The sequence below is a fragment of the Thalassotalea sp. G20_0 genome (assembly GCF_017744175.1).
GTDB lineage: Bacteria > Pseudomonadota > Gammaproteobacteria > Pseudomonadales > Endozoicomonadaceae > Endozoicomonas.
The window spans coordinates 84,119-103,065 of record NZ_JAGHQV010000016.1 but is presented as its reverse complement, the minus strand read 5'-3'; the positions used below and the strand labels follow the sequence as shown (position 1 = coordinate 103,065).

The 18,947-nt window shown below is 48.4% G+C and carries 13 protein-coding genes and 12 tRNA genes; 19 read left to right on the top strand and 6 right to left on the bottom strand.

What is annotated here, in order from left to right:
- The first annotated feature begins 178 nt into the window (after positions 1-178).
- The 13 genes from gltX to J7438_RS11785 all read left to right on the top strand — a co-directional run bounded on the left by gltX (position 179) and on the right by J7438_RS11785 (position 3,407).
- Positions 179-1,657 (top strand): glutamate--tRNA ligase, encoded by a 1,479-nt coding sequence (gene gltX, locus J7438_RS11845; protein WP_209276692.1) that lies wholly within the window; start codon positions 179-181, stop codon positions 1,655-1,657.
- Between the two features lie 231 nt (positions 1,658-1,888).
- Positions 1,889-1,964, top strand: a tRNA-Ala gene (locus J7438_RS11840).
- A gap of 19 nt (positions 1,965-1,983) precedes the next feature.
- Positions 1,984-2,059, top strand: a tRNA-Glu gene (locus J7438_RS11835).
- A gap of 54 nt (positions 2,060-2,113) precedes the next feature.
- Positions 2,114-2,189 (top strand) — tRNA-Gly (locus J7438_RS11830).
- Between the two features lie 47 nt (positions 2,190-2,236).
- Positions 2,237-2,312: transfer RNA gene (locus tag J7438_RS11825), tRNA-Glu, on the top strand.
- Positions 2,313-2,366: 54 nt separating this feature from the next.
- A tRNA-Gly gene (locus J7438_RS11820) sits at positions 2,367-2,442 on the top strand.
- A 36-nt stretch (positions 2,443-2,478) separates the two neighbouring features.
- Positions 2,479-2,554: transfer RNA gene (locus J7438_RS11815), tRNA-Gly, on the top strand.
- Positions 2,555-2,602: 48 nt separating this feature from the next.
- Positions 2,603-2,678: transfer RNA gene (locus J7438_RS11810), tRNA-Glu, on the top strand.
- Positions 2,679-2,729: 51 nt separating this feature from the next.
- A tRNA-Gly gene (locus J7438_RS11805) sits at positions 2,730-2,805 on the top strand.
- A gap of 37 nt (positions 2,806-2,842) precedes the next feature.
- A tRNA-Gly gene (locus J7438_RS11800) sits at positions 2,843-2,931 on the top strand.
- Between the two features lie 47 nt (positions 2,932-2,978).
- A tRNA-Glu gene (locus J7438_RS11795) sits at positions 2,979-3,054 on the top strand.
- A gap of 57 nt (positions 3,055-3,111) precedes the next feature.
- Positions 3,112-3,187 (top strand) — tRNA-Ala (locus tag J7438_RS11790).
- Positions 3,188-3,331: 144 nt separating this feature from the next.
- Positions 3,332-3,407 (top strand) — tRNA-Glu (locus tag J7438_RS11785).
- 259 nt (positions 3,408-3,666) lie between these two features.
- On the opposite strand, the gene J7438_RS11780 is transcribed toward J7438_RS11785, so the two are convergent.
- Together J7438_RS11780 and fbaA are read right to left on the bottom strand one after the other, a co-directional pair.
- A complete protein-coding gene (locus tag J7438_RS11780) occupies positions 3,667-3,888 on the bottom strand; it encodes a hypothetical protein (RefSeq protein ID WP_101745863.1) in 222 nt (73 codons plus the stop codon).
- 354 nt (positions 3,889-4,242) lie between these two features.
- Positions 4,243-5,316, bottom strand: coding sequence for a class II fructose-bisphosphate aldolase (gene fbaA / locus J7438_RS11775; RefSeq protein ID WP_209276691.1), 1,074 nt, complete (start codon positions 5,314-5,316; stop codon positions 4,243-4,245).
- A 581-nt stretch (positions 5,317-5,897) separates the two neighbouring features.
- Between fbaA and J7438_RS11770 the strand changes: the two genes are divergently transcribed.
- Positions 5,898-6,104, top strand: coding sequence for a hypothetical protein (locus tag J7438_RS11770; RefSeq protein WP_209200488.1), 207 nt, complete (start codon positions 5,898-5,900; stop codon positions 6,102-6,104).
- 56 nt (positions 6,105-6,160) lie between these two features.
- Complete coding sequence (adhE, locus tag J7438_RS11765) at positions 6,161-8,776, top strand: bifunctional acetaldehyde-CoA/alcohol dehydrogenase (RefSeq protein WP_209276690.1); 2,616 nt, start codon at positions 6,161-6,163, stop codon at positions 8,774-8,776.
- Between the two features lie 70 nt (positions 8,777-8,846).
- Here adhE and J7438_RS11760 read toward each other — a convergent pair whose 3' ends face one another.
- Complete coding sequence (locus J7438_RS11760) at positions 8,847-9,140, bottom strand: hypothetical protein (protein WP_209200490.1); 294 nt, start codon at positions 9,138-9,140, stop codon at positions 8,847-8,849.
- A gap of 1,183 nt (positions 9,141-10,323) precedes the next feature.
- Here J7438_RS11760 and gap point away from each other — a divergent pair.
- From gap to crr, 4 genes are all read left to right on the top strand, one after another.
- Positions 10,324-11,334, top strand: a complete 1,011-nt coding sequence (gap, locus tag J7438_RS11755; protein WP_209200596.1) for a type I glyceraldehyde-3-phosphate dehydrogenase — start codon at positions 10,324-10,326, stop codon at positions 11,332-11,334.
- Between the two features lie 356 nt (positions 11,335-11,690).
- A complete protein-coding gene (gene pyk, locus J7438_RS11750) occupies positions 11,691-13,124 on the top strand; it encodes a pyruvate kinase (protein WP_209276689.1) in 1,434 nt (477 codons plus the stop codon).
- A gap of 69 nt (positions 13,125-13,193) precedes the next feature.
- A complete protein-coding gene (gene pfkA, locus J7438_RS11745; RefSeq protein ID WP_209200492.1) occupies positions 13,194-14,174 on the top strand; it encodes a 6-phosphofructokinase in 981 nt (326 codons plus the stop codon).
- Between the two features lie 187 nt (positions 14,175-14,361).
- Positions 14,362-14,868, top strand: coding sequence for a PTS glucose transporter subunit IIA (gene crr / locus J7438_RS11740; RefSeq protein WP_209276688.1), 507 nt, complete (start codon positions 14,362-14,364; stop codon positions 14,866-14,868).
- A 105-nt stretch (positions 14,869-14,973) separates the two neighbouring features.
- Here crr and J7438_RS11735 read toward each other — a convergent pair whose 3' ends face one another.
- The 3 genes from J7438_RS11735 to ptsG all read right to left on the bottom strand — a co-directional run bounded on the left by J7438_RS11735 (position 14,974) and on the right by ptsG (position 18,420).
- Entirely contained in the window at positions 14,974-15,573 is a 600-nt protein-coding gene (locus tag J7438_RS11735; RefSeq protein ID WP_209276687.1) for a hypothetical protein, read from the bottom strand.
- Between the two features lie 492 nt (positions 15,574-16,065).
- Positions 16,066-16,710, bottom strand: coding sequence for a hypothetical protein (locus J7438_RS11730; RefSeq protein WP_209276686.1), 645 nt, complete (start codon positions 16,708-16,710; stop codon positions 16,066-16,068).
- 276 nt (positions 16,711-16,986) lie between these two features.
- Positions 16,987-18,420: a PTS glucose transporter subunit IIBC gene (gene ptsG, locus J7438_RS11725; RefSeq protein ID WP_209276685.1), complete on the bottom strand. Its 1,434-nt coding sequence runs from the start codon at positions 18,418-18,420 to the stop codon at positions 16,987-16,989.
- Between the last annotated feature and the right edge of the window lie 527 nt (positions 18,421-18,947).

Genomic DNA, 18,947 nt, shown 5'->3' with positions numbered 1-18,947 from the left:
TAGCGCCCATAGCGAGGATGGCAGAAAATTGAGGATAAAAATTCGGTTTTGTGAGGTGAATAGCGGGGCTATTTGCCGAACAAAAGCGGATTTTTAGACCAATTTGCTGCCACCGCAGTAGGGCTGTCTATTCTCGGTCAGTCTCCCGGGGCTCGGGCGTTATTGAGAAAGCAATTCCATGACTGTACGCACCCGTATTGCACCTTCCCCTACCGGCGATCCTCATGTCGGTACTGCTTATATCGCCCTTTTTAATCTGGCGTTTGCCAAGAGTCAGGGCGGCCAGTTCCTGCTTCGTATAGAAGATACGGATCAAACCAGAAGTACCCCTGAATCCGAGCAACAGATTCTCGACTCGCTGCGCTGGCTTGGATTGAATTGGGATGAGGGTCCTGATGTTGGCGGCCCACACGGCCCTTATCGACAGAGTGAGCGCTGGGAAATCTACGCTGATCATGCTCAAATCCTGTTGGATAAAGGGCATGCATTCCGTTGCTTCTGCTCATCAGAGCGTCTTGATGCCCTGCGTGCAGAACAAATGGCTAACAAGCAGACACCCGGGTACGATGGTCACTGCCTGCATCTTTCTGAGGACGACGTTCAGGCCAGGCTGAATGCGGGCGAGCCTCACGTTGTCCGGATGAAAGTGCCTGACAGTGGCGTCTGCACGGTGGATGATATGCTCCGTGGTACCATCGAGATTGACTGGTCCCAGGTGGATATGCAGGTTCTGGTGAAAGCCGATGGCATGCCAACCTATCATCTGGCCAATGTTGTTGATGACCACCTGATGGAAATCACGCATGTTATTCGTGGTGAGGAGTGGATCAACTCTGCGCCCAAGCATCAGTTGTTGTACGAATACTTTGGTTGGCAGATGCCTGTGCTCTGCCATATGCCGCTGTTGCGGAACCCTGATAAGAGCAAGTTATCCAAACGCAAGAACCCAACCTGTATTACTTACTATCGTGATATGGGGTATCTGCCGGAAGCGCTGTTGAACTACCTGGGTCGTATGGGCTGGTCCATGCCAGACGAGCGGGAGAAGTTCAGCCTGGAAGAGATGCTGGCGGATTTTGATCTCAAAAGGGTCTCTCTGGGGGGGCCGATTTTTGACCAGGAAAAACTGTCCTGGTTGAATGCCAGCTGGATTCGCGAAAACCTGACCACGGAGCAATTTGCCGATCGCCTGCATCACTGGTTGCTGAACCGTGACTACCTGATGAAGTTTCTGCCAATGGCGAAAGAGCGGGTTGAGCGTCTCAGCGATTTCGCCCCCATTGCTGCCTTTATGTTCTCAGGTATGTTGAATCTGTCGCCTGAAGACTTTGCCCATAAAAAGCTGGAAGCGGGTGATGTTAAGAAGGTGTTGCAGTTCACGCTCTGGAAGCTTGAACAGCTGCGCCAGTGGCAGCGTGATCAGATTTTCGCGGAAATTAAAGGGCTTTCCAAAGCGATGGACATTAAACTGGGTGATTTTAATCATCCTGTCTTTGTTGCTATTGCCGGTACGCCAAACTCCTGGTCTGTTATGGAGTCTATGGAGATCCTGGGCCCGGATATGACGCGTGCACGCCTGCGTCATGCTGTTGAGGTGTTGGGTGGCGTTTCCAAAAAAGAAGCGAAGCGTCTGGAAAAAGAGTTTGCAGCGCTTTAACCCGGCGGCTTCTTTGGGCTAAGGCCGGTTGTCTACCGGCCTTTTCTATAGATGCATATATAACTGCACCATTATTTGATCATAATTTTTATAAGCGACGCTTGACAGGATAGGGGGGCATCCATATCATTCGCCCTGCGTTTCGGGGGGGGCAAAACAAAGCGTCCATCGAAAGGTGCTAAAGCAAAAGCAGTTGTTGAATACGCTAAGTATTGTTGCTGCGAAGGTTTTGGGGCTATAGCTCAGCTGGGAGAGCGCAACACTGGCAGTGTTGAGGTCAGCGGTTCGATCCCGCTTAGCTCCACCAAACATCGTTCGATGTTTGCGTCCCCTTCGTCTAGTGGCCTAGGACACCGCCCTTTCACGGCGGTAACAGGGGTTCGAGTCCCCTAGGGGACGCCACTTATTCTCTTGACTTGAGAGCAAGGATTTGAAGAATCCTTGATATGTTTTATTGCGGGAATAGCTCAGTTGGTAGAGCGCAACCTTGCCAAGGTTGAGGTCGCGAGTTCGAACCTCGTTTCCCGCTCCAAATCTAGAGTTCAAGTGGCTTGATGTTGCTTGAATCAGAAGGATTGCGTCCCCTTCGTCTAGTGGCCTAGGACACCGCCCTTTCACGGCGGTAACAGGGGTTCGAGTCCCCTAGGGGACGCCACTTATTCTCTTGACTTGAGAGCAGGATTTGAAGAATCCTTAATATGTCTTCATTGCGGGAATAGCTCAGTTGGTAGAGCGCAACCTTGCCAAGGTTGAGGTCGCGAGTTCGAACCTCGTTTCCCGCTCCAGATTCAGACCTGAAGCTGTCTTTAAAAGGTTTCGCTGCGGGAATAGCTCAGTTGGTAGAGCGCAACCTTGCCAAGGTTGAGGTCGCGAGTTCGAACCTCGTTTCCCGCTCCAAATCTAGAGTTCAAGTAGCTTGATGTTGCTTGAATCAGAAGGTTTTGCGTCCCCTTCGTCTAGTGGCCTAGGACACCGCCCTTTCACGGCGGTAACAGGGGTTCGAGTCCCCTAGGGGACGCCACTTATTCTCTTTTGAGAGAAGGATTTGAAGAATCCTTAACATGTCTTCATTGCGGGAATAGCTCAGTTGGTAGAGCGCAACCTTGCCAAGGTTGAGGTCGCGAGTTCGAACCTCGTTTCCCGCTCCAGATTCAGACCTGAAAGTTGTCTTTAAACGTTTTCACTGCGGGAATAGCTCAGTTGGTAGAGCGCAACCTTGCCAAGGTTGAGGTCGCACTTTCTTGTTACAAGAGCGAACCTCGTTTCCCGCTCCAAATCTAGAGTTCAAGTGGCTTGATGTTGCTTGGATCAGAAGGATTGCGTCCCCTTCGTCTAGTGGCCTAGGACACCGCCCTTTCACGGCGGTAACAGGGGTTCGAGTCCCCTAGGGGACGCCACTATTATCAAAATGTTGTATTTGCTATCCAGAATGGCATAATGCGACAGGTTGATATGGGGCTATAGCTCAGCTGGGAGAGCGCAACACTGGCAGTGTTGAGGTCAGCGGTTCGATCCCGCTTAGCTCCACCATTTCTATTGCGGTAATTACTCGGTTGTTAGACCGCTCTATTTCCAGGGTAGTGTCACACTTTCTTGTGACAAGAGTTATTGCATGCTTTGTTCCAAATCTAGAGCTTAAGCGATGATTGCATCATTTAAGTCAGAAGGTTTTGCGTCCCCTTCGTCTAGTGGCCTAGGACACCGCCCTTTCACGGCGGTAACAGGGGTTCGAGTCCCCTAGGGGACGCCACTTATTCTCTTTCAGAGAGTCGGGGCTGATAAATTCTTAAAATCACCTTCGCAGCCTGAATAGCTCAGTTGGCAGAATACAATGCTTGCCAGCGTTGAGGTAGAACTTACTTGTTACAAGAGCCAGCCTCGTTTAAACATCCAATTAAAAAAAATCAGCCTGATGGCTGATTTTTTTTGCGTGAATTTTCTTGTTCCCCTTTACCCATCAATCCTCTGTCTTACTCTGATTTCGGATCGGTCTCTGGCTAAAGTGGGCCTTAACGAGTCTGGGACTGACGTCTCTGCTTTTTCAGAGCTTTAAAGCCTTCTTTCAGTAAATCAACCAGCTTAAAGTCATTCTTGGCCGCATACACCTTAAATTCCCTGGAAAACTCAGGGGATACTCGGAAGCTGAGCCCGACCCATTCATCATTGGATGATTTGGCTTGCTGCTTATTTTTTGTGGTGGTGCTTTTGGGTTGTGCTTTCTGTCTGGGCATGGTCTTCCCCCATTCATTTTTGTTTAGAGTTGTGTGGATATATCGTCAAAAGTACTAAAGAGTTTAGAAGAAACAGGGGATTTCGCTGCTTTTGATGTTTTGAGAGGGTGGGGTTTGGCTTGAGAGGTTCTGGCGAAGGGTGATAGACACCGGCAAATGCCGGTGCCTTGGAGGCTGTCCGAGAATAGACTGCCCTACTGCGGTGGTAGCAAATTGGCCTAAAAATTCCGTTTTGTTCGGCAAATAGCCCCGCTATTCACCTCACAAATCAGAATTTTTATCCTCAATTTTCTGCCATCCTCGCTACGGGGTCGCCTGGACGGGCGCTATTCCCGGTCAGCCTCCTGGCTCTGATTACAGCACGTCGATGCTGTTCAGGTCATTATGGGCTTGCTCAAGACGGGAGATCATGGACTCCTGACCAGCTCGCAGCCAAACCCGTGGGTCGTAGGACTTCTTGTTTGGCTTGTCGGCACCTTCAGGGTTGCCCAGCTGGCCCTGCAGGTAAGCTTCGTTCTTCTTGTAGTAGTTCAGAACGCCTTCCCAGCACGCCCATTGGGTGTCTGTGTCGATGTTCATCTTTACTACGCCATAAGAGACGGATTCACGGATCTCTTCCAGAGTAGAGCCAGAGCCGCCGTGGAATACGAAGTTCAGCGACTTGGCTGGAATGCCGAACTTCTCAGAGCAGTACTTCTGGGAGTTGTCGAGAATCTTCGGTGTCAGCTGAACGTTACCTGGCTTGTATACGCCGTGAACGTTGCCGAAAGAAGCAGCGATGGTAAAGCGGTGGCTGATCTTGCTCAGAATTTCGTAAGCGTAGGCTACGTCTTCTGGCTGGGTGTACAGCATGGAGCTGTCCATGTGAGAGTTATCAACGCCGTCTTCTTCACCGCCAGTGCAGCCCAGTTCGAACTCCAGTGTCATGTCCATCTTGGCCATACGCGTCAGGTATTCGGCGCAGGTGGCAATGTTTTCTTCCAGAGATTCTTCAGACAGGTCGATCATGTGCGAAGAGAACAGTGGCTTGCCGTGCTGCTCGTAAAACTCTTCACCCGCAGTCAGCAGAGCATCAATCCATGGCAGCAGTTTGCGTGCAGCGTGGTCAGTGTGCAGGAGTACAGGAATGCCATAAGCTTCAGCAACCGCGTGGACGTATTTTGCACCGGCAATGGCACCCAGGGCACCGGCAGGGTCAGTCTTCAGGCCTTTACCTGAGAAGAAGGACGCGCCACCGTTGGAGAACTGAATGATAACAGGAGACTTTACTTTAGCCGCAGCTTCAAGAACTGCATTGATTGAGTCGGTACCAACAACGTTCACTGCTGGAAGTGCAAATTCACCGGCCTTGGCAGCTTCAAAGATTTTCTGAACGTCATCGCCGGTAACGACGCCTGGCTTTACCAGGTCCAGGATTTTTTGGGACATGTGACTGATTCTTCCTCGATCAAGGGTTAACGGTGTGTTTCAGTTTGAGTGCTGTGTCTGGTCAGGATGTCTTTTCTTGCGACCAAGGCTCAACGACGGGACCGAATCGTTCATCGATCTATCATCAGGGCTGAAAAATTCCGGAATAGACACTTCAAATTCTTGCTAATGATACGGAAAGGTTACAACAGGTAAAGCCTTTTTTCCTGATTAATAAAAAACTATGGCGGGGGGATTTTATAACTGTTGTTTATTGTTGTCTGTTTCTGTTTTTTTTCAATGTGGTTGTGTTTTTTTCAGAGGCTGGATTTTGAAAATGTTGTTTCAGTTTATTGGTTTTTATTGAGAATGCCGTTTTTTAGCCGTTTTTCCGAAGATTTAGTCTGGGAAAAAGCATGTCAATGTATGAATGCTGTTGATCTATTTTGATGCTCTATTTGGCAAAAAAATCAATAGTGGTTTCTTGATTTGAGTCAGTTTTTTTGAGGTTTTCTTGTGTTGTAATGCTGAAAACAGAGAGCGATATATACCTTAAGTCAAATAAAAAATATTTTTAAATAATTATTTGGAATAAAAGTTTTGTGATACCCGGTGAACTTGCAAAGGCTGACGCAGGCAATTTTATCGAAGTTGAGAGTTTACCAATAAATGGCAATGGTCAGGCATTAATACTCAGGATGCACTATCTTGAGGAGGTTGAAATAGAAGACGGAGACCTGATGATTGCCAGCTTATTAAACAGCATTTCTATTCTGGGCAAAGATATAAAAAAAATAGCCTCGGAATAATAGATAGTTTTTTTAAAGGTTATCTTGGTTAACTACTAGAGTAGAGGGCGATAATCATGGCCGGGAAAAAGCAGGCTGGAAAAACTGTAAATAAAGATGCAGTTGTTCAGGATGTTGATGCTCAGATTAATGCGTTAATTGAGCGGGCAATGGTGGCAAGGGAGAAGTTTCTCAAGCTGACTCAGGAAGATGTCGACAGGGTCACCAGGGCTATGGCTCTGGCGGGTCAGGCAGCTCATATGGAGCTGGCTCGAATGGCTGTTGAGGAGACCGGTCGTGGTATCCTGGAAGATAAGGTGACCAAAAACATCTTTGCCACCGAGTACGTTTACCACTCCATCAAGTACGATAAGACCGTAGGCGTTATTGAAGACAACGCTGAAGAAGATTTCATGCTGGTTGCTGAGCCTGTAGGCATTGTGTGTGGGGTTACTCCGGTGACTAACCCGACCTCCACCACCATGTTCAAGTCCATTATTTCTACCAAAACCCGTAACCCGATTATTTTTGCCTTCCACCCTTCGGCACAGAAGTGTTCCAGTGAAGCTGCCCGGATTGTTCGTGATGCGGCGGTTGCGGCTGGTGCTCCTGAAGATTGTGTGCTGTGGGTCGAGTACCCTTCCATTGAAGCGACTCAGAAGCTGATGACCCACCCTGAAGTTGCCGTTATTCTGGCGACCGGTGGCTCCGGCATGGTGCGCGCAGCTTACTCTTCCGGCAAGCCTGCCCTGGGCGTAGGTTCTGGTAACGTGCCTTGCATTATTGACCAGTCAGCAGATATCAAACAGGCCTGTAATGACCTGGTTATGTCCAAGAGCTTTGATAATGGCATGATCTGCGCATCCGAGCAGGCCGCGATTGTTCATCAGTCGGTTTATAAAGAGGTGGTCAAAGAGCTGAAGTCCCAGAATGTGTACTTCACTACGCCGGAGGAAACCGGGCGACTGGCTGAAGTGGTCATTCATGACGGTCATGTAAACAGTAAGATTGTTGGCATGAAGCCTTCTTATATTGCCGGACTCGCCGGTATCAAGGTGCCTGAGAATACCCGTATTCTGGCCGCAGAAATTGAGGGTGTCGGTCCTGAGTTCCCGCTGTCCCGGGAAAAGCTCTCTCCGGTTTTGGGAGTGCTTAAGGCTAAAGATGCCCATCATGCTGTTGAGCTGGCGGATCAGATGTTGAACTTTGGCGGTCTTGGACATTCTGCTGTGTTGCATGCCCAGGATAACCAGGTGATTGATGAGTTCTCTCTGGCCATGAAAGCCGGTCGTATCATTATCAACTCACCAAGTACCCACGGTGCCATTGGTGATATTTACAACACCAATATGCCTTCCCTGACTCTGGGTTGTGGTACCTACGGTGGTAACAGTACCACCTCCAACGTATCTGCGGTGAACCTGATCAATGTTAAGCGTGTCGCCAAGCGCCGGGTCAATATGCAATGGTTTAAACTTCCCAGAAAGATTTACTTCGAGGCCAACTCTCTTCAGTACCTTGAAAAGATGCAAGACATCTCTCGTGTATTTATTGTTACTGATGAGATTATTCAGTCCCTGGGTTATGTGGATAAAATCCTCTACCACCTGAGAAAGCGTACCGTGCCGGTTCAGGTTGAAATTTTCAATCAGGTTGAGCCTGATCCAAGTTTGGAGACCGTTCGCAATGGTGCCCGGGAAATGGCACGGTTTAACCCGGATGTGATCATTGCCCTGGGCGGTGGTTCACCGATTGATGCGGCCAAGGGAATGTGGCTTTTCTATGAACAGCCGGATGCTGACTTTGCCGGTATGGCCCAGAAATTCCTGGATATCCGCAAGCGAGTCTATAAATTCCCGCATCTGGGTAAGAAGGCGAAGCTGGTTGCGATTCCGACCACTTCCGGTACCGGTTCTGAGGTAACGTCCTTCGCCGTTATTACCGATAAGGAAAAAGGTGCCAAGTACCCACTGGCTGACTATGAGCTGACTCCGGATGTGGCGATTATTGATCCTAACCTGGTACTGACTGTTCCGAAGAAAGTGACAGCAGATACCGGTCTGGATGTGCTCACTCACGCCATGGAAGCTTATGTGTCCATCATGGCTTCAGACTACACCGATGCTCTGGCGATGAAAGCGATTCAGCTGGTCTTCGATTATCTGCCGCAGTCTTATGAAACCGCTGACCGAAAAGCCCGGGAGAAAATGCACAATGCGTCCTGTATTGCCGGCATGGCATTTGCCAACGCCTTCCTGGGCGTCAACCATGCGATTGCCCATAAGCTGGGTAATGAATTGCATATTTCTCACGGCCAGGCCAATGCGGTGTTATTGCCTCACGTGATTGAGTATAACGGCTGCCCTAATCCCACCAAGGTGGCATCATTCCCGAAATATCAGTATTACATTGCCCACGAAAAGTATGCTGAGATTGCCAAAATGCTCGGCCTGCCTGCCAAAACGCCGGAAGAGGGGGTTAAATCCCTGGCCAATGCGGTTCGTGATTTGATGAAGCGCCTGGATATGCCTGCTTCTCTTCAGGAGATTGGTGTGGATGAGTCTCTGTTCAAGAGTAAAATCAGCATGCTGGCTAACCACGCCTTTGAAGATCAGACCACAACGGCGAATCCTCGTTTGCCATTGATTTCTGAGCTGGAAGAGCTGCTCACCAAGGCTTATTACGGCAAATAACCTTCGACTGAAACAGGTCGTATGCCTCTAATCAGAGCTTGGTTAGAGGCATTTTTTTATGGTGCAGTTGTTATTGGCTGTGGGTTAGTCCATCCCAGAAGGCTTTCATTTTGTCCATCAGAGACTGGCCTGCATCTTTTGCCTGTGTGGCAAGTTTTCCCGCTGACTCCTTGCCTTGTTCCAGTTCACAGGCTGTTCGCTCTCCCAGGCATTGAGCTTTGCAAGTGCTGCTGTCCTGCTCATTGATAAGGCTCGATGCCTTGCATTTGGCTTCACAAACCGATTGCTTTTGCTCACAATTCAGCACTTCGGCGGTTATCGTGGAAGAAAAAATCAGCATCCCGGCAATAAATAGCTGTTTCATAAAAGACCAATATTAATAAACGGTAAGAAGAATGATATTACCAGTTTACTTGATGTTGAGGGTCTGGGTATCAGCAGAAAAATTGATTTGTTGTGTTTTGTGATGTTATTAAGTGTTTAATTTTTTTGTGTCTGTTTCTGTGGTTATATTTTTTATTTATAAAAAATGAAGTATTTGATGAATCTACTCATAACCAGTCAGATTGTCTGGCGTTTAAAAATGACTGATTACAAAAAAATTACATTTTTTGGGTGGTGAAAGTATCAAGAATTTCCTGATTTTTTGCTTCCTGCCTTGTAAATATGTTTGCTTGGGTGTTGTTTTTTGATGGGATGGAACGGTTGTCTCTGTTGGCATGCTTGTTAATGGATCATATTGCTTAAATTTGAATTTATTTGCTTTCAACCCTGAGTTGCGGCGGCTTTGAGATATTTTAAGCTTATCTCTTCAGATGCGTAGGTGATTTCTGTCGTTTTTCTAATATTGAATAGTTCCTCAGAGTCCTGTGATTAGAACTCTGTGGTCATTTATTCATGTTCATATTTGATAATGTCGGTAAATAAGATCTTGCATTCAAGTAGATGGGAGTGGGCCTGTAATGGGCTTGACTAGCGGGATTACAGTCCGCATTATCCATATAGGTAAAGGTGCTGATCTGAATGTATGATGAAAACGAATCTTGCTGACTGGCTAAGACAGCGTAGTAGCGTGGTTCGTTGGGAGTACATATAAGGATTCGGAATCAATCAAAACTGTAACGGCTTTGCTGAATTCCGGTTTTTCGATCAAACTCTATATCACACTGGTGACCTATGAAGCTAACCAGTGGCTTCGACAATCGGTTGATCCCGGATGGGAAGCGGTGTGAAATTATGTGTTATGTGTTGTTTTCTTTTGCATATTTGTAACTCCGTACCACCAAGAAGTCAACCCTTGTCCGTAAGTTTATGTGCTTCAGGGATACAAGTCCTGTGGAGTGGGTTTCGAAATGCGGCAGCTAACCAGTGTTGCCGTTTGTTTTTAGTGTTGCTGTAGCTATGTAAAAGCTGTGATCTGCCGTTAAACCCTGTAGTTAAGTGTTCGGGTTTTTCGATAGGTGTATTTACTGTGCTGCATTCGCTGTCGAAATCCTTTTTACTAGAGGCAGGGCGGTAATTCCGCTTTGATTAACGGTATTGGAGACATCATGATCAAGATTGCTATTAATGGCTACGGCCGTATCGGTCGCAACGTACTGCGCGCACTTTACGAAGCTGGCCGTCGCGATGAATACCAGATTGTTGCCATTAATGATCTGGGTGACACCAAAATCAATACTCACCTGACTAAGTACGACACCGTTCATGGCCGTTTCAACGCACAGGTTGAAGAAGGCGAAGGCGCTCTGTTCGTAAACGGTGACGAAATCAAGACTTTCTCTGAGCGTGACCCATCAAAGCTGCCATGGGGCGAGCTGGGTGTTGACGTTGTCTTTGAATGTACTGGTGTTTTCCGTTCCAAAGATTCCTGCAAGCCACACCTGGATGCTGGTGCCAAGAAGGTTATCATTTCTGCGCCTGGCTCAAACGTTGACGCTACCATCGTTTATGGTGTGAACCACGACACTCTGACTGCAGATATGACCGTTATCTCTAACGCATCCTGCACTACTAACTGTCTGGCTCCTATCGCCAAGCCTCTGAACGACGCTCTGGGCATTGATAAGGGTCTGATGACCACTATCCACGCTTACACCAACGACCAGCGTCTGAGCGATGTATACCACTCTGACCTGTACCGTGCCCGTGCCGCTGCCATGAATATGATTCCAACAGCTACCGGTGCTGCTGCTGCTGTTGGTGAAGTTGTTCCTGAACTGAAAGGCAAGTTCGACGGCATGGCGGTTCGCGTACCGACCATCAACGTTTCTCTGGTTGACCTGAGCTTCGTTGCTGCACGTGAAACCACCGTTGAAGAAGTGAACGAAATCATTGCTATTGCTGCCAAGTCCAATCCGGCCATGGCAACTGTTCTGTCTGTGAACAACGAAGAGCTGGTTTCCATGGACTTCAACCACAGCCCGTTCTCTTCCAACTTCGATGCTACTCAGACTCGTGTTCTGGGCAACCTGGTTAAGGTTATGTCCTGGTACGACAACGAGTGGGGCTTCTCCAACCGTATGCTGGATACGGCCAAGGCATTGATGAACGCGTAAGGCATTCACACAGTGAACTCAACACAGGCTCGTTTAACGGGCCTGTGCTGGTTACGATAAATGAGATAAGTAGTTTCAGGCTGTTGGTAAACAAAGAGAAGACAGTGCTACGGGGCAAGATGGCTCCTATACTCTAACGGCACTTTCTTCTTTTGTTTGCACTCCGTTCAATACATTCGTCCTGCAGAGCAGAGGTGTACAGGTTGTGAACGGCTGCCGTGCACATCATTAATCCATTAAGTAGTTGGCCAAATTTCATTTGGTTAACTACTTAAGGCCTGTCGCTTGCTGTAATGACTCCGGTGGAGGCTGAAGGCTCCCACGACAGCGGCGGGTTCACAAGCGAGAGGATTATTATGCTCAGACGCACAAAAATTGTGGCAACCCTGGGGCCTGCAACAGAATCTGAAGAACAACTGCAAAAGCTGATTGAAGCTGGCGTCAACGTTGTTCGCCTCAACTTCTCCCACGGTGATCCGGAAGATCACAAAGCCCGTGCCAAAACCATTCGTGAAATTGCTGAAAGGCTGAACCGTCCGGTTGCTATCCTGGGTGATTTGCAGGGGCCAAAGATTCGCATTGGCCGTTTCCAGAATGGCAAGATTCACCTTCCGGATGGCGCAACCTTTCACCTGGATGCCAGCCTTCCCATTGATGATGGCGATGAAACCCAGGTGGGGCTCGGTTATAAAGATCTGCCAAACGACTGCAAGGTTGGTGACATACTGCTGCTTGATGACGGACGGATCAGCCTGAAAGTCATGGCGATTGATGGTCCGTGCATTAAAACCAAAGCGATCAATGGTGGCGAGCTGTCCAACAACAAGGGCATTAACCTTCAGGGTGGTGGTCTTTCTGCGGCGGCATTAACGGAAAAAGATAAGCAGGACATCCTTCTGGCGGCTGAGCTGGAAGTGGACTATCTGGCCGTATCTTTTGTTCGTCACGCCAGTGATGTTGAAGAAGCCCGTCGTTTACTCCGCGAAGCTGGCGGAACCGCCGCTATACTGTCCAAGATCGAGCGGGCTGAGGTGGTGAACGACCATGATCTACTGGCTGAAGTTATTTCTGCATCCGATGCCGTGATGGTTGCCCGTGGTGACCTGGGTGTCGAAATTGGTGATCCTGAGCTGATTGGTGCCCAGAAGCACTTGATTAATGAAGCCCGTCGTTTGAATAAGCCGGTCATTACCGCCACTCAGATGATGGAGTCCATGATTCACAACACGCAACCAACCCGGGCAGAAGTGTTTGACGTCGCCAATGCGGTACTGGATGGCACTGATGCCGTGATGTTGTCCGGCGAAACCGCCACCGGTAAGCGCCCGGATGAAGTGGTCAAGGCCATGAGTCGCATTTGTCTCGGTGCTGAAAAACAGTCCGTTGAGTACATGACAGAGCGCCGCATTGGTCAGTTTACCAATATTGATGAGGCCATCGCTCAGGCAACCCTGTTTGCGGCTAACCATCAGAGTGACATTAAGGCCATCGTCTGTCTGACGAAAAGTGGTGCCACACCCTTGTGGATGTCCAGAATCAATACCCGCCTTCCTATTTTTGCCATGACGCGTTACCAGACTACCGAGCGCCGGGTTGCCCTGTATCGTGGCGTGGAAGCGGTGGCTTTTGACAGTGGTACTGAGTACGGCCCGGAAGTCAATGGACGTGCAATTAATGTCCTTAAAGAGCGTGGTCTTCTGGAAGTAGGCGACAAGATTATTCTGACCAAAGGCGAAAGTCAGGAAATCGAAGGTGGTACCAACACCATGCAGATTATCAGCGTAAGCTGAGTCAACAGAACCTGTTTATTTCTAATTGCTTTACCAGCAGTTAGGCACTTGGAAGGAGAAGAGCCTGGCATGACCGAATTAAAGAGAGTCGGAGTTTTGACTTCCGGGGGCGACGCTCCCGGTATGAATGCGGCCATCCGTGCCGCTGTTCGTGCCTGTATTTACTACGGTATTGTTCCCGTAGTAATTCAGGAAGGCTACAAAGGGTTGATTGAAAACCGTATGGACGTGGCGGATGCCCGGACGGTTGCCAATATCATTAATCAGGGGGGGACCTTCCTGAAATCTGCCCGCTGTCAGGAGTTCCGCACCAAAGAAGGCCGTGTAAAGGCCTACGAAAATGCCCGGGCTGCGGAGCTGGATGGTCTGGTGGTGATCGGCGGTGATGGTTCATTCACCGGTGCCATGCTGCTGGAAGAAGAGCATGGTCTGCCTTGTATTGGGGTTCCCGGTACCATCGATAATGACATTTACGGGACTGACTTCACCATTGGTTATGACACAGCCCTGAATACCGTTGTTGAAGCCATCGATAAGATTCGTGATACCGCAACTTCTCATAACCGCCTGTTCTTCATTGAAGTGATGGGCCGTGATGCCGGCTTTATTGCTCTGAACACGGGCATTGCTTCCGGTGCAGAGGATATCCTGATTCCTGAGCAGGAAAAGACGGTTGAACTGTTCATGGAATCTTTGCAGAAGAGCGGCCGTGCGGGCAAAACCTCCAGTATTATTGTGGTTGCTGAAGGTGATCGCAGTGGTGGTGTTTTTGAACTGTCCCGTGCTGTGGAAGAAAACTTTCCTGAATATGAAGTGAAGGTTACCGTGCTGGGGCATATCCAGCGTGGTGGCAAGCCTAGCTGCTTTGACCGTGTTCTGGCCAGCCGCCTTGGTGTTGCTGCTGTAGAAGCGCTGCGCAATGGCGACAGTGGTATTATGGTCGGCGTCCGTGACCAGCAGGTGGTGAAAACCCCGCTGGAAAGAGCAATCAGTAAGCACAACCAGATTGACAATCACCTGATGAAAGTGGCTGAAATCGTTTCGGTTTGATTCTCTGGAGCCCAATGGTTGAATGCTGATCAGCAGATGACTAAAGTTCTTTAAGTCGGAAAAGCCTCTGAACAAGAGGCTTTTTGCTTTCCTCCCAGCCGGTTAGTCCGGTCCCGCATCTGTGAAGCGGTCTCATGCCATGGGCAAGCTTCACAGAAGATTGTTGTAACAGCCGCAGGTAACAGTTATGGCTATCTTTGACTCTCTCAAAAAAAGTCTGGGCTTTGGCTCGAATGAGGGAACAGTCCTGAAGGCACCTTTGACGGGCAAGATTGTTCCCATAGAGGACGTTCCGGATCCGGTGTTTGCCGACAAGGTGGTGGGAGATGGTCTGGCCATTGATCCAACCGGGCATATTATGGTCGCGCCCTGTGATGGTGTGATTGGCAAGATTTTTGAAACCAATCATGCTTTCAGTATGGAAACCCCCTCGGGCGTTGAGCTGTTTGTCCATTTTGGCATTGACACCGTGGAGCTGAAAGGGGAGGGCTTTAAACGGATAGCGACAGAAGGGCAGCGGATTAAAGCGGGTGATCCTGTGGTTGAAGTGGATCTTACTTTGCTGAAGGAAAAGGCGAGAAGTTTGGTAACGCCCATTGTGATCTCCAATATGGATGATGTCAGTCACCTGGAGAAGTCCAGTGGGCATGTGCAGGCTGGGGCTGATACGCTGTTGACTGTATATATGAAGTGAGTCGCTTTCAATGATGGCCAGCCAGACTGGTTTGGCCATTGACGAAAGTTCGCTTATACAAAAACCGTGCAGGCAAGAAAAGTGCCGCGCAGAAACACGATAAAGTTAGCTTTTTGGCATAAATGAAGGGATTTTCATTTGTTGAAACCTGGCTATGTTTTCGGCAAATTCTGGTGCGTCCTTATTAGCCATTGCCATCTCAAGGTCGAAAGCGTCAACTTTCAGATCATCACCAACGACACTGTTGAAGCTTTCTACTGCCTGTTTAAAGTTTGCTTTAGCCACATTAATGTCAGATTCAGACTCTATGTGAGCATTACTTCTATGACCCAGGTCCTGTAACTCATTTTTACAATCTTGCATCTGTTTCAGGGTATCGCAAAGGTTGGTAAATTTTTTCTCAGTGTCTGGATTTTTGAGGGCCAGATCTATTGGTTGCTCAACATTCTCTGTATTCTCTACAAAGGCAGGGATGTTCATTTGTTTATATTTTGCGGCGTCTTCAGCAAATTCTGGTGAATGTTTATTCGCCATTGTCATCTCAAGGTCTGAAGCGTCAATTTGTTGATCAGCACTGACGGAGTTATTGAAGCTGTCAACTGCCGCATTAAACTTTGCTTTAGCCCGCTGAAGTCCAAGACTACACATTCTGAACTCGTCAGTACCACGCTCCAGGTTTTGTAAATCATTTTTAAAAGTTTGCATCCGTTCCAGATTGGAGCAAAGCCTGTCAAATCTCCTTTTGATGGTGGCTGGATTGGCCTGTTTTGCTGGCTGCTCAACACTCTTTTCTGTTGCTTGTTTGTCACTGACGGTTGGGCCGTGTTGCTGTGTTGGCTTGTACTTTTGGGCGTGTCTGTCCCGGATGCTGGTTTTTCCGGGTGTTGACGAAAAACGGGATAACAGGGATGACAGGAATGACTTGAATGTTTTTGTTGTTGTGACCTTAAACCCGCGAAAGTCTCCTTCTGATTTATTGGTTTCCGGAGCTTTAACGTCGTTGGTTGTCGGTGTCAGGTTGACAGGTTGATGGCCGCCGCCGACTCCATGCATCGCAGTGTCTCCCCCAACACAATTAAGAAGATAGTGAAATATAGTCTATTTGTCGGCCTGTATGGCTAATGAATGAGTGCAAGCCAGAAGGTATCTTTGGCGGGAATGAATGTTCCCATAAAGGATGTTTCGAATCCCTGTTGGCTAGCGCTTAAGTAGATCAGTTTTCATTTTTTCAAACTTGGCTAAGTCTTTAGCAGATTCAGGCGAGCGTTTTTCCTCCGGCACCTGTAACGCGTCAATATCAAGTTTCAGTTGAGGGTCCACCGTTTTATTGAAATTTTCCTGGGCACGGGTGCCCTTTTGTTTGGCACCAGTCATGAAATCTTGACATTCAGTGATTTTTTTATTGACTTCCTTGAATCGCGCGGTATTCATTCCCCCGGGCTTCTTCAGAAGTGCGTGGTTAGTGATATAAAGTTCTGAAAGTTTTTCTTGCAACTGTTGTATTTTCTCCAATTCCTGGTTGATTCGAGAAAAAAATTTCAGGGATTTTGGATTATTACTTGCCTCTTTCAAAGCCTGCTCAAAATCCGGGCTGATGCCTTTGGCTCCGTCGTTATCCCTCTCATTAAACAAGGGGTGCAGGGCGGAGGCGAGCACGGTGATATTTCGTGAAGCAAGCTTGGCGTTGTCGGGGATTGATGAATAATTTGCAGAGAGAATATTTCTTACGCCTTTAACGACAGTGACTTTGAGCTGGCCAAAAAAGCCTTTGTCAGTCTGGACATTGCTGTCGTTTGCTGGTGCCAGATTGGCGAGCTGCTGAGTGCCTCCTACTCCATGCATGCGCTTATCTCCGCAATAATTATGAAAATTTTTCTATCGGCGGATTCCTGTCATTCATAAGCACCGCCAGAAGTCCTGAGACTTGTACATGGTTTCAATGAGCTTGACGGGTTGTCGTGCCTCCGCACTCCGTTCGTCCTGAGCTTGTCGAAGGGCGGAAACTCCGGATTCTGATAGATCGTGCCAAGCACCCTTCGACTCCGCTCAGGGTGAACGGAGGCTGTACACGTCAAACTCATTGAAACCATGTACCAGGCTTCTGGCGTGACCCCCTTATCATATGGTCTTCATGGCCTCCTGCATTTCGGTACGGATATTGTCAGACCTGGGCCCGAAGATTGCCTGCATATTATGGCCAACCACCACCACTGCGGTTGCGCCCAGCTGTTTGATACGGTCTACATCGACATTCTCTGTATTGTTAACGGTAACTCTGAGGCGGGTAATGCAGGCGTCCAGATTTTTAATATTGCCTTTACCACCAAACGCATTAATCAGATTAACGGCCAGCTCGCTGGATGACCCGGCATTGACTTCACTCTCACTTTCATCTTCGCGCCCGGGCGTTTTCAAGTTAAGTGCCAGAATCAGTACCCGGAAAATAACATAGTAAAGTACGGCATAGAGTGCCCCGAGCATAATGATCCAGACAGGTTTGGTGGCAATGCCGAAATAGAGTACGTAGTCGATCAGGCCATTAGAAAAAGACATGGCCATCTTGATGTCCAGATAGTTGGTGATGGCGAAAGCCATGCCAGCCAGCAACGCGTGCATACCATAGAGCAGCGGGGCAACAAACAGGAAAGAAAATTCAATGGGCTCTGTGATGCCCGTCAGTACCGAGGTAAGCGCTGCAGAGATCATGATACCGCCAGCTTTTGCCCTGTTTTCCGGTTTTGCACAATGCCACATGGCAATGGCTGCTGCCGGCAAACCAAACATTTTGAACAGGTAGCCGCCGGCCAGAAAACCGGCGGTTGGGTCTCCGGCAAAGAAGCGGGCAATATCGCCATTAAATACTGTACCGGACTCATCAATAAATTCACCCATTTCCATATGGAAAGGCACGTTCCAGATATGGTGCAGGCCAAAAGGGATAAGTAGCCTTTCGACAAAGCCGTAAACAAACCCTGCCATCTCCGGGTTTTCATTCACTGACCAATGGGAAAAGTTATTGATAACGGATTGGATAGGAGGCCAGATAAAACTCAGCAGAATACCGAGCAAAATGGCACTGATGCCGGTGGCAATGGGGACAAATCGCTTACCGGCAAAGAAACCAAGATACTCCGGTAACTGAATTTTGTAGTACCGGTTAAACATCACTGAAGCCAGTATCCCGACAATGATGCCGCCAAAGACGCCGGTGTCAATGGTACTGATGCCCATCACCGATGAGGGTTCAAAGCCCAGTTGATTGGCCATGATACCCATGGTGCCGAGCATAATGACAAAGCCAACGACAGCAGCCACTGAAGAAACGCCGTCGTTTTCCGCCAGTCCTATGGCGGTACCAATGGCAAAAATCAGCGGCAGATTGCTGAAGACGGCACCGCCAGCCTGGGCCATAATGCTGGAAATCAGGTCCGGTATGAACGAAAACCCTGCACTGCCAACGCCCAGAAGAATCCCGGCTACAGGCAGTACGGCAACTGGCAGCATTAATGCTTTACCAATTTTTTGCAGCGTACCGAAAGTACTTTTGATCATGAGGGTGGCTCCGGAAAGGGATTAACCGGTCAGACCGCCTCTTGAATAGTAACCGGTCAACTGCAACTCCTGCCCGTTATGAATGGCGACGGAGTACAGATACCCTGCTGCGATCAGATTGAGTCAGTCTCGGTTAGTGTGTTGGAGGAGAAAAACAATAGTCCATAAGAATAGACCAACTGGATGCTTTACTAAGGAGCTTGTCAGATTCTGTTGGTTCGTAGGTGGAGTTAATAATATTCCGATAGGTATATGTCGAAATAGTTTGATCTGGATCAAGTGGTCGTGTGCGGCTTTTACGTACAATTCGAAGTGTGCACTGGATCAACAAGAGCAGGTCAAACAACAAGAAATGCCCTGCTCCGGGTCTGGGCAGTCAAAACCACAGCATGGAAATTAGAATAGAAGCGGGAGCATCAGAGTGGCAGTCAATAAAGCTCAGGTTTGAGGGGACCTGGGCTTTTTTTTATCTTTCCAGAAAATGTTACGATTATTAACGGATGTGAGTATTATTAATCAAATGTAGT